The 13,884-nt window shown below is 69.5% G+C and carries 11 protein-coding genes and 1 pseudogene; 9 read left to right on the top strand and 3 right to left on the bottom strand.

The features are described 5' to 3' along the window. Positions 1-55 precede the first annotated feature (55 nt). The 8 genes and pseudogenes from QSJ95_RS01950 to QSJ95_RS01985 all read left to right on the top strand — a co-directional run bounded on the left by QSJ95_RS01950 (position 56) and on the right by QSJ95_RS01985 (position 9,360). Positions 56-2,146 carry an acetate--CoA ligase family protein gene (locus tag QSJ95_RS01950; protein ID WP_285639543.1) on the top strand — a complete coding sequence of 697 codons (2,091 nt, stop codon included), beginning with the start codon at positions 56-58 and terminating at the stop codon, positions 2,144-2,146. Positions 2,147-2,278: 132 nt separating this feature from the next. Next, a pseudogene (locus QSJ95_RS01955) lies at positions 2,279-3,953 on the top strand (5-guanidino-2-oxopentanoate decarboxylase); the annotation flags it as partial. Between the two features lie 54 nt (positions 3,954-4,007). Continuing rightward, on the top strand, positions 4,008-5,198 hold the full coding sequence (locus tag QSJ95_RS01960) for a pyridoxal phosphate-dependent aminotransferase (RefSeq protein ID WP_285639545.1): 1,191 nt from the start codon (positions 4,008-4,010) through the stop codon (positions 5,196-5,198). Beyond that, the gene (locus QSJ95_RS01965) at positions 5,191-5,352 is read left to right on the top strand and encodes a hypothetical protein (protein ID WP_281685968.1); all 162 of its coding nucleotides are present in this window, start codon (positions 5,191-5,193) and stop codon (positions 5,350-5,352) included. Before QSJ95_RS01960 ends, QSJ95_RS01965 begins: the two co-directional genes overlap by 8 nt. 210 nt (positions 5,353-5,562) lie before the next feature. Continuing rightward, complete coding sequence (locus QSJ95_RS01970; RefSeq protein ID WP_281685967.1) at positions 5,563-6,267, top strand: NAD(P)H-dependent oxidoreductase; 705 nt, start codon at positions 5,563-5,565, stop codon at positions 6,265-6,267. Between the two features lie 355 nt (positions 6,268-6,622). After that, positions 6,623-7,558, top strand: coding sequence for a LysR family transcriptional regulator (locus tag QSJ95_RS01975; protein ID WP_281685966.1), 936 nt, complete (start codon positions 6,623-6,625; stop codon positions 7,556-7,558). A 121-nt stretch (positions 7,559-7,679) separates the two neighbouring features. Further along, on the top strand, positions 7,680-7,880 hold the full coding sequence (locus tag QSJ95_RS01980) for a hypothetical protein (RefSeq protein WP_009614826.1): 201 nt from the start codon (positions 7,680-7,682) through the stop codon (positions 7,878-7,880). Between the two features lie 463 nt (positions 7,881-8,343). Then, the gene (locus QSJ95_RS01985; protein ID WP_285639554.1) at positions 8,344-9,360 is read left to right on the top strand and encodes a hypothetical protein; all 1,017 of its coding nucleotides are present in this window, start codon (positions 8,344-8,346) and stop codon (positions 9,358-9,360) included. Here the strand turns inward: QSJ95_RS01985 and mifR are convergent. Together mifR and QSJ95_RS01995 are read right to left on the bottom strand one after the other, a co-directional pair. Next, positions 9,342-10,676, bottom strand: coding sequence for a two-component system response regulator MifR (mifR, locus tag QSJ95_RS01990; RefSeq protein WP_285639556.1), 1,335 nt, complete (start codon positions 10,674-10,676; stop codon positions 9,342-9,344). The genes QSJ95_RS01985 and mifR overlap by 19 nt on opposite strands. Then, a complete protein-coding gene (locus tag QSJ95_RS01995) occupies positions 10,673-12,430 on the bottom strand; it encodes a sensor histidine kinase (protein WP_285639558.1) in 1,758 nt (585 codons plus the stop codon). The genes mifR and QSJ95_RS01995 overlap by 4 nt, the downstream gene beginning before the upstream one ends. 103 nt (positions 12,431-12,533) lie before the next feature. Here QSJ95_RS01995 and QSJ95_RS02000 point away from each other — a divergent pair, with 103 nt between their 5' ends. Then, a complete protein-coding gene (locus tag QSJ95_RS02000; RefSeq protein ID WP_285639560.1) occupies positions 12,534-13,412 on the top strand; it encodes an alpha/beta fold hydrolase in 879 nt (292 codons plus the stop codon). Here the strand turns inward: QSJ95_RS02000 and QSJ95_RS02005 are convergent, their stop codons facing one another. After that, positions 13,413-13,874 carry a DUF3301 domain-containing protein gene (locus tag QSJ95_RS02005; protein WP_043269833.1) on the bottom strand — a complete coding sequence of 154 codons (462 nt, stop codon included), beginning with the start codon at positions 13,872-13,874 and terminating at the stop codon, positions 13,413-13,415. Between the last annotated feature and the right edge of the window lie 10 nt (positions 13,875-13,884).

The following is a 13,884-nucleotide window of genomic DNA, read 5'->3' on the forward strand; positions in this document are numbered from 1 at the left end:
GCTTGCGGGAGAGGGGCTGGGGGAGAGGGCAACGAGCCTTGCACCGAGACCTGATATGAACACAGAGAACCTCAAGCGCCTGCTGGCGCCCCGTCACCTGGCCTTCATCGGCGGCCGCAGCATGGCCCGCGCGCTCAAGCGCTGCGCCGAGGGCGGTTTCGCCGGGCCGCTGTGGCTGGTCAACCCGCAATACGACGAGCTGGAAGGCGTGCCTTGCGTGCGCAGCATCGCCGAACTGCCCGAAGGCCCGGACGCGGTGTTCGTCGCCACCAACCGCGACCTGACCCTGAACGCGGTCGCCGAGCTGGCCGCCAAGGGCGCCGGCGGCGCCATCTGCTACGCCTCCGGCTTCGCCGAAACCGGCGCCGAGGGCCAGGCCCTGCAGCAGCGCCTGCTCGATGTGGCCGGCGACATGGCCCTGCTCGGCCCCAACTGCTACGGCCTGCTCGACTACCTGCACGGCGCCGCCCTGTGGCCGGTGGCCCACGGCGGGCACATCGTCGAGAAGGGCGTGGCGGTGCTGACGCAGAGCGGCAACTTCGCCTACAACCTGTCGATGAGCGACCGCTCGCTGCCCATCGCCTACATGGCCTCGGTGGGCAACCAGGCGCAGCTGGGCGTGGCCGAGCTGATGGACGTGCTGCTCGACGAGCCGCGCGTCACCGCCATCGGCCTGCACCTGGAAGGCCTGAAGAACGTCCCCGGCTTCGCCCGCGCCGCCTACAAGGCGCTGCAGAAGGGCATCCCGGTGATCGCGCTGAAGACCGGTGTCTCGCAGATAGGCGCGGAACTGGCGCTCAGCCACACCAGCTCGCTGGCCGGCTCCGACGCGCTGTACGACGCGCTCTTCGACCGCCTCGGGGTGATCCGCGTGAGCGGCCCGGTGAGCTTCATCGAAACCCTCAAGGCCGCCGCCTGCGGCAACCTGCCGGCCGGCCCGAGCCTGGCCGCGCTGGCCTGCTCCGGCGGCGACGCCGGGCTGATCGCCGACTACGCCGAACGCAACGGCCTGCCGTTGCCCAGGCTGGTCGACGCGCAGCGCGCCGAACTGGCCCAGGTGCTGCCGGACTACGCCAACATCGCCAACCCGCTGGACTTCACCACCGCCATCTGGGGCGACGGCCCGGCGCTGGAGAAGATGCTCGACAGCGCCCTGCGCACGCCGGCCGACGCGGCCCTGCTGGTGCTCGACTACCCTGGCGAGGAAACCGGCGAACGCCCGCAGTGCGACCTGCTGCTGGAGCTGTACTGCGCGGCGCTGAAGCGCCACGGCAAGGTTGGCTTCATCGCCTCGGCGCTGCCCGAACTGCTGCCGGCCCACGCCCGCGAACTGCTGCACGGCCACGGCGTGGCGGCGTTGCAGGGTGTGGAAGACGGCCTCGCCGCCTGGGGCCGCATCGCCCACTACCGCCAGCGCCGCGACGCGCTGCTGGCGCGCGGCGAGGCGGCGCTGGTGCCGCTGTGCCCGCAGGCCATCGACGGCCAGGGCCGGCTGCTCGACGAGTGGCAGTCCAAGCAGGCGCTGAAACCCTTCGGCCTGCCGCTGCCGGCCGCCGTGCTCAGCACCCCCGGCCAGGCCCGCGAGGCCGCCGCTGACCTGGGCTACCCGCTGGTGCTCAAGGCGGTCAGCGCCGAGCTGCCGCACAAGACCGAGGTCGGCGGCGTGGCGCTCAACCTGCGCAACGAGGCGGCCCTGGAAGCGGCGCTGTTCGACATGCGCGAGAACCTGGCGAAGCACGCCCCCGGCGTGGCTTTCGACAAGGTGCTGCTGGAACGCATGGCCAGCCCGCCGCTGGCCGAGCTGATCGTCGGCATCAAGCGCGAGGTCGGCTTCGGCCTGGCCCTGGTGCTGGGCGCCGGCGGCATCCTCGTCGAGCTGCTCAAGGACAGCCGCAGCCTGCTGCTGCCGACCACCGACGCGGCCATCCGCGACGCCCTCCTGGGCCTGCGCAGCGCGCCGCTGCTCAGTGGCTTCCGCGGCCGCCCGGCGGTGGACATGGACAAGCTGGTGGACGCCATCCGCGCGGTGGCCGACTACGCCTGCGAGCACGCCGACAGCCTGCTGGAACTGGACGTCAACCCGCTGCTGGTGAACGCCGAAGGCGCCGTGGCGGTGGATGCGCTCATACGGCTGGCCGACGCCTGAGGACCTGAAGGGGAACACGAACGCTCCCCTCTCCCTTCAGGGAGAGGGGCTGGGGGAGAGGGTGGCGGGCCGACGCACCGATGCGGCCGGCGAAGAGCCCCTCTCCCCAGCCCTCTCCCGCAAGCGGGAGAGGGGGCAAGAGCGCTACGGCGCGAACGGCGATCACACACGTCGCCGGACAGACGAGGATTTGCCCATGCAACAACAGAAGACCCTCACCGGCGGCCAGGCCCTGGTCCGCCTGCTGGCCAACTACGGCGTCGACACCGTGTTCGGCATCCCCGGCGTGCACACCCTGGAGCTGTACCGCGGCCTGCCCGGCAGCGGCATCCGCCATGTGCTCACCCGCCACGAACAGGGCGCCGGCTTCATGGCCGACGGCTACGCCCGCGTCAGCGGCAAGCCCGGCGTGGCCTTCATCATCACCGGCCCGGGCGTCACCAACGCCGCCACCGCCATCGGCCAGGCCTATGCCGACTCGGTGCCGCTGCTGGTGATCTCCAGCGTCAACCACACCGCCAGCCTCGGCAAGGGCTGGGGCTGCCTGCACGAGACCCAGGACCAGCGCGCCATGACCGCGCCGATCACCGCGTTCTCGGCAGTCGCCTTGACCCCGGAAGACCTGCCCGAGTTGATCGCCCGCGCCTACGCCGTGTTCGACAGCGAGCGCCCGCGCCCGGTGCACATCTCGGTGCCGCTGGACGTGCTCGCCGCGCCCATCGCCCGCGACTGGACGAATGAAGTGGTGCGCCGCGCCGGCCGTGGCCAGCCCGCCGCCGCCGCGCTGCGCCAGGCTGTGGATAAACTCGCCGCGGCCAAGCGCCCGATGATCATCGCCGGCGGCGGCGCGTTGCACGCCGCCGACGCCCTGGCCGCGCTCAGCGAACGCCTGGCCGCGCCGCTGTTCACCAGCGTCGCCGGCAAGGGCCTGCTGGCCCCGCAAGCGCCGCTGGCCGCCGGCGCCACCCTGTGCACCCAGGCCGGCTCGGACATGATCGCCGAGGCCGACGTGGTGCTAGCCATCGGCACCGAGATGGCCGACACCGACTACTGGCGCGAGCGCCTGCCGCTGGGCGGCGAGCTGATCCGCGTCGATGTCGATTCGCGCAAGTTCAACGACTTCTACCCCAGCGCCGTGGCCCTGCTGGGCGATTCGAAGGCCACCGCCGAAGCGCTGCTCGCCGCGCTGCCGGCCGCCAAGCGCGACGCCGACAGCGCCATCGACCGTGTTGCTCAGCTGCGCCAGCAACTGGATGCCAGCCACGCGCCGCTGCAGCTTATCCACAAGGCGATCCTCGAACGCATCGCCAAGGCGCTGCCGGCCAACGCCTTCATCGCCAGCGACATGACCCAACTGGCCTACACCGCCAACTACCTGTACCCCAGCCAGGCGCCGCGCGGCTGGCTGCACCCCACCGGCTACGGCACCCTCGGCTACGGCGTGCCGGCCGGCATCGGCGCCAAGTTCGGCGCGCCGGAGCGCCCCGGCCTGGTGCTGGTGGGCGACGGCGGCTTCCTCTACACCGCACAGGAACTGGCCACCGCCACCGAGGAGCTGGACAGCCCGCTGGTGGTGCTGCTGTGGAACAACGACGCGCTCGGGCAGATCCGCGACGACATGCTCGGCCTGGACATCGAGCCGGTCGGCGTGCTGCCGCGCAACCCGGACTTCGCCCTGCTCGGCCGCGCCTACGGCTGCGAGATGCGCCAGCCGCAGAGCCTGGACGAGCTGGAGCGCGACCTGCGCGAAGGTTTCGCCCACCCCGGCGTGACCCTGATCGAACTGAAACACGCCTGCGCGAAGTAGGCCCCGTTGCACCCGCCGGGGCGCAGGCCCCGGCGCATTGAAGGACTCCCCGTCATGCGCTTCTCGAACCTCACCCAACGCATCGCAGGCCCCGGCGCCGCCGCCTGGGACATCCACTACCGCGCCCTGGCGCGCCTGGAGCAGGGCGACGACATCCTGCTGCTGTCGGTGGGCGACCCCGACTTCGACACCCCGGCGCCCATCGTGCAGTCGGCCATCGACAGCCTGCTGGCCGGCAACACCCACTACTCCGACGTGCGCGGCAAGCGCAACCTGCGCGAGGCCATCGCCAGCCGCCACACGCAACGCAGCGGCCAGGCGGTGGATGCGAACAATGTGGTGGTGCTGGCCGGCGCGCAGTGCGCGCTCTACGCCGTGGCGCAGTGCGTGCTCAACCCGGGCGACGAGGTGATAGTCGCCGAGCCCATGTACGTCACCTACGAGGCGGTGTTCGGCGCCTGCGGAGCCAAGGTGGTACCGGTGTCGGTGCGCTCTGAGCACGGCTTCCGCGTGCAGGCCGAGGACGTGGCCAGGCTGGTCACCCCGCGCACCCGCGCCATCGCCATCAACAGCCCGCACAACCCCTCCGGTGCCAGCCTGCCGCGCGCTACCTGGGAGGCGCTGGCCGAGCTGTGCATCGAACACGACCTGTGGATGATTTCCGACGAGGTCTACAGCGAACTGATCTTCGACGGCGAGCACATCAGCCCGGCCAGCCTGCCGGGCATGGCCGAGCGCACCGCGACCCTCAACAGCCTGTCCAAGTCCCACGCCATGACCGGCTGGCGGGTGGGCTGGGTGGTCGGTCCGCAGGACCTCTGCGGCCACCTGGAAAACCTCGCGCTGTGCATGCTCTATGGCTCGCCGGACTTCGTCCAGGACGCCGCCTGCACCGCGCTGGACGCCCAGCTGCCGGAGCTGGAAGCCATGCGCGAGGCCTACCGCCAGCGCCGCGACCTGGTCCTCGACTGTCTGGCCGATTGCGTCGGCCTGCGCGCGCTGCGCCCGGACGGCGGCATGTTCGTGATGGTCGACATCCGCCCCACCGGCCTCTCCGCCCAGGACTTCGCCGACCTGCTGCTGGACCGCCACGGCGTCTCGGTGCTCGCCGGCGAGGCCTTCGGCCCCAGCGCCGCCGGGCACATCCGCCTGGGCCTGGTACTCGGCGCCGAGCCGCTGCGCGAAGCCTGCCGGCGCATCGCCCTGTGCGCCGCCGAATTGCTCAAGGAGAAGCGCTATGCATGATCGCCTGCGGCTGTACATCGACGGCGCCTGGGTGGCGCCGCAAGGGCAGGGCCTGGCCGAGGTGCAGAACCCGGCCAGCGAGCAGACCATCGGCCGCGAGTGGGGCGAGGAAGGTCTGGCGGAGTTCGTCGAACACAAGGCCATTCAACTCTGAACGCCTGAAGAGCACCCTCTCCCCAGCCCTCTCCCGCAAGCGGGAGAGGGGGCAAAAGCGCTTCGGTGCTACCAGCGGGAGAGGGCGCTGCAGGATGAACACGAACGCCCCCTCTCCCTTCAGGGCGGGGCGCGCAGCCGAGGGCTGGGGAGAGGGTGCTGAGCCAGTACGCCAATCCGCCAAGTAGCGCTTTTCTAGCCAGGAATCCACATGAACGTACTGATCATCCACGCCCACAACGAACCCCAGTCCTTCAGCACCGCGCTGTACAAGCTGGCCGAAGAAACCCTCAAGGGCCAGGGCCACGAAGTACAGGTCTCCGACCTCTACGCGATGAACTGGAACCCGGTAGCCAGCGCCGCCGACTTCGGCGCGCGCGCCAACCCGGACTACCTGGTCTACGCCCTGGAACAGCGCGAAGGCGCCAAGCACCAGACCATCGCCGCCGACATCCAGGCCGAGCTGGACAAGCTGCTCAGGGCGGACCTGGTGATCTTCAACTTCCCGATCTACTGGTTCTCCGCCCCGGCCATCCTCAAGGGCTGGTTCGACCGCGTGCTGGTCTCGGGCATCTGCTACGGCGGCAAGCGCTTCTACGACCAGGGCGGCCTGGCCGGCAAGAAGGCGCTGGTGACGGTGACCCTCGGCGGGCGCGAGCACATGTTCGGCGAAGGCGCCATCCACGGCCCGCTGGAAGACATGCTGCGGCCGATCCTGCGCGGCACCCTGGCCTACACCGGCATGACGGTGCTGCCGCCCTTCGTCGCCTGGCACGTGCCCTACATCGGCAACGACGCGCGCCAGGACTTCCTGCGCCAGTACCAGGACCGCCTGCAGCACCTGGAGAACGACCAACCGCTGGAGTTCCCGCGCCTGGCGCAGTTCGACGAACGCCTCTACCCGCTGCCGCGCTGACTGGCACGCCTCGATGCCGTGGCGCACCGTCGTAGGATGGTGTTGAGCGAAGCGATACCCATCACCGCGACCGCATGGGTTTCGCAAGCTCAACCCATCCTACGAAAGCACCTCGGCGCCGCCTGCAAACGAAAAAAGGCGCACATCAATCAAGACATGCGCCTTTGGAGGAAAAGGGCAGCCGCTGCAGCGGGGTATGCGCGGGGGAGTGTTGGCAAGCGGCTGGTGTGCCGGGTGCCAGACGATGGGCCTGATGGACCCATCGCTGCTGCAGCGACCTGGTTGCCACTATACCCGGCAACTGTCGCGGGAAAATGACCCTATACTGCGATTCAGTTTTGCAGACGGGGCAACAGTGGACACTTTACATGCGATGCGGGTCTTCGCCCGCGTGGTCGATGCCGGCAGCTTCACCGCCGCCGCCAATGCCCTGGGCCTGTCGACCGCCCAGGTCTCCCGCGTGGTCTCGGACCTGGAGGCCTTCCTGCAGGCGCGCCTGCTGCACCGCACCACGCGGCGCCTGGCCCTGACCGAGACCGGCGAGCGCTACCTGCAGCGCTGCCGGGAAATCCTCCTCGACGTCGAGGAAGCCGAGGCCGAGGCCAACGGCGCGCACCTGCGCCCGCGCGGGCGGCTGCGCGTGCACTCGTTGACCGGGCTCGGCCAGCAGCATCTCATCCCGCTGATCTCGCGCTACTGCCAGCAGCACCCGGAGGTCTACATCGAGCTGACCCTGGCCCAGCGCCAGCCGGACATCCTCGAAGAAGGCCAGGACGTGGTCATCACCCGCGACCGCGAACTGCCCGATTCCGAGTACGTCGCCCAGACCCTCGGCACCATCTACAGCGTGCTCTGCGCCAGCCCCGGCTACCTGGCCGAACGCGGCACCCCGCGCGCCATCGAGGACCTGCGCGAGCACCGCTGCCTGCGCCTGCAGGACCCGACCTTCCCGGAAGGCTGGGCCTTCGAGGAAGACAACGAGGCGAGCGTGATCCGCCCGCGCGACACCTTCATGGTCAACGTCGCCGAGGCCCTGGCCGGGGCCGCCCGCGCCGGCATGGGCATCTGCCTGCTGCCCAGCTACGTGGCTGCGCCGGCGCTGCGCCAGGGCGAGCTGGTGCGCGTGTTGCCCGAGCGCAGCCTGCACGTGCGGCAGATCTTCGCGCTCTACCCGTCGCGGCGCTTCCTCGACGCGAAGATCCGCACCTGGGTGGAGTTCCTCAAGGAAGAACTGCCCAAGGCCTTCGACGCCGACGAGCAGGTGATGAACGACCCTGCGCACTGGGCCTGAAAACGGATTGTTGCTTTTCAGGCAATGGTCTGTTGGTGAGCCAGCTATTTTTCCGCCTGTCACCGAGTCGTAACCTTTGCATCGCCCCCACTGAGCGGGGCTAATCAAAGGTTCGAGAATCATGTCCCGTAAACTTGTTGTTGCTGCCCTGCTGTCCGTTTGCTCGCTGTCCTTCGTGCAACTGAGCTTCGCCGAAGAATCCCGACTGATGACCGACAAGATGGTGAAAGCCAACGAGGCCGCCATCGCCGCTGCCCAGCAGGCCTCCGACGCCGAGCGTACCGCCGGCAAGGCCGCTGCCCAGTCCAACGCCGATTCCTGATCGGCGTTACTTTCCCCCGGGAAGCCCGGAGCGTGAGCCGGTATTCCCAATGCCTTGCGCCGCATACGAAATGCGGCGTTTTTTTATCCCGGCGGGGGCGGTGATCTTTTCATTTTATGAAAAAGTCTTTCGCCGTCTCCGCGCTTTATTGAAACTAGATAGGTCAATAGACTTGTCTTTATCTGCCGGGCTCTCCCGGCAGGCCCGACACGATCAGCCTGATGTGTCACCGAGGGGCGGTGACTGCGAACTTCCGTCCCTCACGCCAGCCGGTTCCTCCAACGCCGACTGGCCTTGCTTCCCGACGCCGATATCCGATTGCTCCAATCGACGTCTTCTTTCCGGCCGCTGCACTCAGCGGCCGTTTTTTTGCCTGTGGAAAAGCGCCGGCCGCTCGAGGCGATATTGGCGAAGTGCCGTTGCGCAGGGCAGAATCCCTTCTGTCTGGACATGGATGCCACGCATGACGCCGAACCTGTTCGCCACTCCCCGCGCAAGCCTGCAGACCATCGAAACTCCGGCGGTTCCTGCGGTCTACCAGCCCTATCTGCTCGTCGTTGCCCTGCTGACGCTGGGGGTGTGCTCCCTTGGCGCCAGCTCGCTCTGGAGCTGGCACAACGGGCAGACGCTGGCGCAGCTGCTGCGTTCGACCCCGTTCATCGCCAGCGATTGGCTGGGACGGCTGCTATTCAACGCGGCAATCATAGTGCTGTTCATGCAGCGCGAACGGGAACGTCTGCGTATCGCCAGCTTCCGCCCCCTGGCCGGGATAGTGCTGGGCTTCGTGGCGTTGTTGACCTTGTGCATGTGGCTCCTGGGGGAATTGGCGTCGCCCGTCCTGAGCGATATCCAGCGCTGGTTGGTAGTACAGGCCAGTCTGCGCTTCTGGCTGTACTTCCCGTTCCTGATTGCCGGCAGCATGGGGGTGCTGGTACTGATGTGCCTGGTGCCGCTCTGGTTGGCGCTGCGCCTTGCCCGGCCGTATTGCGAGCGCTTGGCGGATGCCCGGACGGTATCCCTGGACAGCTGGCATTTGGCGCTTGGCGTGGCACTGGGGGTCGGCGCCATTCTCCATGTGCCGGTCAAGCTCCTGGTCGGCGTACTGATCCCGGATATCGTCGGTAGGTGGGCGCAGCCTCTGGGGTTCGGTGTCTGCGTGCTTTGCTGCCTGGTCGTACTGCTTGCTGCCAGGAGCAAGCTGCCGCCACGCGTCACAAACATCCCGGTTGGCCGGGTGCTGTGTGCGTCCATGCTCATCCTGTTCACCTGGCTGCTCTATCTGTTTTCAGCTGTGATCGCAGGCTTCCTGCTGCTGTTCAGCCAGAGCCTGGCGCCGGTCCGGGCAAGCCTGGGCTGGCCGCTGCTGGCTCTGTTCGGAGCCGCCGTCGCATTGCTGCTGCTCTGGTGGGGGGCAGGGAGCATCTCGCGCGGATACCTGGCCAAGCGCCTGGAGGAGGCGACTCAGCCTTCTCCGAGATAATCCCCCCGGCTCAACCCATGCCGCTGCATCTTCTCGTTGAGGGTGCGGCGCGGCAGGCCGAGCAGTTCCATCACCGCCTTGATGTCGCCCTTGCACTGGCTCAGGGCCTGGCGGATGCATTCGGCCTCGTAGGCTTCCATGCGTTCGAACAGGCCGCTGCCGGCCGGCGCTTCCAGTTGCGCGGCGCGGTCCAGGCCGAGCACGTGGCGTTCGGCGGCGTTGGCCAGTTCGCGCACGTTGCCCGGCCAGTCGTGGGCCAGCAGTCGCGCCAGTTCCGCGGTGGACAGCGGCGGCGCTTCGCGGCCGAGCTTCTCGCTGGCCAACTGGGCGAAGTGTTCGAACAGCAGCGGGATGTCCTCGCGCCTTTCGCGCAGCGGCGGCAGGCGCAGTTCGGCGACGTTCAGGCGGTACACCAGGTCCTCGCGGAAGCGCCCGGCGCGGGCCTCTTCCAGCAGGTCCGGCTTGGTCGCGGCGATCACCCGCAGGTCGACGCGGATGCTCTGGTTCGAGCCCAGGCGCTCCAACTGCTGCTCCTGCAGCACGCGCAGCAGCTTGACCTGCTGGGCCAGCGGCATGCTCTCGATCTCGTCGAGGAACAGGCTGCCGCCGTTGGCGTGCTCCAGCTTGCCGATGCGCTTGCCCTGGGCGCCGGTGAAGGCGCCGCTCTCGTGGCCGAACAGCTCGCTTTCGAACAACTGCTCGGGGATGGCCGCGCAGTTCAGCGCGACGAAAGGCTTGTCGGCGCGCGGGCCGAAGTCGTGCAGGCAGCGGGCGACCAGTTCCTTGCCGGCGCCGGTTTCGCCGCGGATCAGCACGTTCACCGGGGTGCCGGCCAGGGCCAGCACCTGGCGGCGCAGGGCCTCCATCGGCTTCGACACGCCGAGCAGGCGCGACTCCACCTGGTTCTTGAGCGTGGCCTGCTCGCGCAGCTGGCGGTTCTCCAGCACCAGGCGGCGCTTTTCCAGGGCGCGGCGCAGGCTGTCCAGCAGGCGCTCGGGGGTGAAGGGCTTCTCGATGAAGTCGTAGGCGCCGTCGCGCATGGCCTGCACCGCCATGGGCACGTCGCCGTGGCCGGTGACCATGATCACCGGCAGGTCGCGGTCCAGCTGCTGCAGGCGTTCGAGCAGGGCCAGGCCGTCCGTGCCGGGCATGCGCACGTCGCTGATCACCACGCCGGCGAAGCCGCGCTCCAGGTTCTTCAGGCACTCCTCGGCGCTCTTGCACAGGCGCACCGTGAAGCCGGACAGCTGCAGCCACTGCTGCACGGCTTCGCGGATGGCGGCTTCGTCATCGACGAAAATCACGTGTTCGGTCATGTCTCTTCGCTCGCGGCGGGCAGCACCAGGCGGAACAGCGCGCCGCCTTCGGGACGGTTGGCGGCCTCCAGGCGGCCGCCGAGTTCGTGGACGATGCCGTAGGATACCGCCAGTCCCAGGCCGAGTCCCTCGCCCACCGGCTTGGTGGTGAAGAAGGGATCGAAGACGTTGCCCAGGTGCTCGGCGGCGATGCCCGCGCCGTTGTCGGCGACTTCCAGAATCCAGTACGGGTCCTCGCGACGCAGCGCCACCTCGATGTGCGGGCGCTCGACGCCGGCCACCGCGTCCAGGGCGTTGCGCAGCAGGTTGACCAGCACCTGTTCCAGGCGGATGGCGTCGCCCAGCACCCAGGCCGGCACGCTGAGCACCTGGCTGACCTCCACCTGCTCGGCGCGGATGCGCGGCGTCAGCAATTGCAGGGCCTGGTCCAGCACGTGGCCCAGTTCGATGCGTTCGCGCAGGCCGCCGGGGGTCTTGCGGGCGAAGGTCTTCAGGTGGCCGGTCAGCGCGGCCATGCGCTCCAGCAACTCGTCCAGGCGCGCCAGGGCGGCGCGCGCCTCGTCGCTGCGCCCGGCGTCCAGCAGCAGGCGCACGCTGGCCAGGTGCATGCGCTGGGCGGTCAGCGGCTGGTTGATCTCGTGGGCCAGGGCCGCCGACATCTGCCCCAGGGCGGCCAGCTTGGCGGCCTGCACCAGGCCGTCCTGGGCGGTTTTCAGGGCGGCGGTGCGTTGTTCCACCAACTGCTCCAGTTCCTCGCGGCTGCGCTGGCGCAGGCGGGCGATGCGCCAGCGCTGTTGCAGCAGCAGGGCCAGGAACACCAGCGCCAGCCAGGCCCCGGCGGCGGCCAGGCGCGCGGTGGCGACGTCGCTCTGCACGCCGCGGGCGTCGCGCAGCAGGTGCAGGGTCCAGTCGTCGTCGGGCAGGCTCAGGGACTGCCAGAGGTAGTCGGTTTCGTCGTCCTTGGCGCCGACGCGCACCAGGCGGCTGTCCTCGCCCAGCGGCTGCAGGGTGCGGTGCTGCAACGGGCTCAGCGGCTGGCGGTCGTACTGGCGGGTCTGCGCCAGTTCCAGGCGGGCGAAGGTGTCCAGCGGCTGCAATTCGCGGTAGCGCCAGCCGGGGTGGTTGGCGAGGAAGACGATGCCCTTGGTGTCGCTGACCAGCACCAGGTCGGGGGTCTGGCTCCACTGCTGTTCCAGGTCGGGGAACTCCAGCTTGACCACGATGGCGCCGAGGAAGCGCCCGGCCTCGTCGCGCACCGCGTTGGCCAGGAAGTAGCCGGGGATGCCGGTGGTCACGCCCACCGCGTAGAAGCGCCCGGTGCCCTGGGCGATGGTCTGGCGGAAGTAGGGGCGGAAGGCGTAGTTGTGGCCGACGTAGCTGGTCGGCAGGCGCCAGTTGCTGGCAGCCACCGCCAGGCCGTCGTGGTCGAGCAGTTCCAGGGTGGAGGAGCGCGCCGCGGCGTTGATCCGCTCCAGCTTGAGGTTCAGCGCCTGCTGCAGCTCGCCCGTGATCGGGCCGGCCAGGGCCTGGCGCAGTTCCGGGTCCAGGGCCAGCACCGCCGGCAGACTGCGGTAGCGTTCCAGCAGGGTGCGCAGGGAGCTGACGTACAGCCCCAACTGTTCGTGGGCGGCCTCGGCCTCGGCGAGCAGCGAGCGGTGCCGCGCCTTTTCCCCGGCCCAGTACACCGACAGCAGCAGGCCGGCCAGCACCAGCAGGCTGGCGAGGATCAGGCGCAGGGGACGGGTTGGGCTCATGGCGCTCGGTGCGGGTGGGCGGAGCGCGACCATAGCACGTCCGGGCACTGGTCCGGCGCGGCCGCGGGTCGCTACACTGCGCGACCCTCGAGGAGAACGTCCGATGCAGTTGATCGCCTGGTCCCATTCCTGCTCCGCCGGCTTCACCCTGCGCGGCTGGCGCAGCGAACCCAGCGGCAAGCCGTTGCTGCACTTCCTGCATGGCAATGGTTTCTGCGGGCGGGCCTACGAGCCGATGCTCAAGCACCTGGCGCGGGACTTCGACCTCTGGCTGTGCGACGTCCAGGGCCACGGCGACAGCGACCACGGCGGGCGCTTCCATGGCTGGAACCGCAACGCCGAGATGGCCGTAGAGGCCTTCGAGGCCGGCCGCGGGGGCTACGGCGAAGTGCCGCGCTACGCCTGCGGGCACAGCTTCGGCGGCGTGCTCAGCAGCCTGATCCTGGCGCGCCATCCGCAGCTGTTCGAACGCGCGGCGCTGCTCGACCCGGTGCTGTTCACCCCGGCGATGATCGGCGTGATGGCGCTGTCCGAAGTGCTCGGCCTGCACGAGCGCAGGGCCATGGTGCAGAAGGCCAGGGCGCGGCGCAGCCAGTGGCCGGACCGCGCCGCCGCCTATTCCGGCCTGCACGGCCGCGGCATCTTCAAGGGCTGGACCGACGAGGCGCTATGGGCCTATGTGGAGAACGCCATCAAGGCGGTGGACGACGGCGTCGAGCTGAAATGCCGGCCGAGCCGCGAGGCGGAAATCTTCAGCTCCTTCCCCAAGCGCCTGTGGCCGTCGCTGGCGAAAGTGAGCACGCCGACCCTGGTGCTGTTCGGCGAGCGGACCTACCCCTTCGTGCCCAGGTCGGTGGCCCGCTGGTGCGCGCAGAACACCCACGTCGGCGGGCAGAACGTCGCCGGCGGGCATTGCTTCATGCAGGAATACCCCCAGGACAGCGCCGAGCGGGTGGCGCGCTTCCTGCTCGGGCACGAGTAGCTAGTCGCCGACCTTCTTGTCGGCGTGGTTGCGCCGCCACTCGTCCAGCCGCACCACCTCGGCCTTGTGCCGTGGCGCCTGTGGCTCGGCCGTGGGCGCCGGCAGGGCCTGGGCGATTTCCACCACCGCGTGCACCTCGTGGGGCTCGGGGTGGAAGCGGAAGGGCTCCAGCTCGATCGGGCCGGGGCGCTGGCCGAGCATGGTGATGCTGCCGTTGTAGCGGTCCTGGCCGCTGGCGGTGAACTCGAAGCCGTATTCCCGGGCCAGGCAGAGCATGCCGTTGGCGCCGCGGCGCAGGCGCAGGCGGCGCAGGGCGACGTTCTCGTCGAGCAGCTCCACCCCCTGCCGCGCGCAGTGCTGGCGCGCCAGCTGCAGGGCGCGCTCGCGGATGCCGTGGGCGCGCCACCACCAGGCGGCGGCCGTGGCCAGCAGGAGGAATACGAAAAGGTTGCCCAAGGTCACTTCAAGGCTC

Source organism: Pseudomonas sp. NBRC 100443, assembly GCF_030268185.1.
GTDB classification, from domain to species: domain Bacteria; phylum Pseudomonadota; class Gammaproteobacteria; order Pseudomonadales; family Pseudomonadaceae; genus Pseudomonas; species Pseudomonas citronellolis.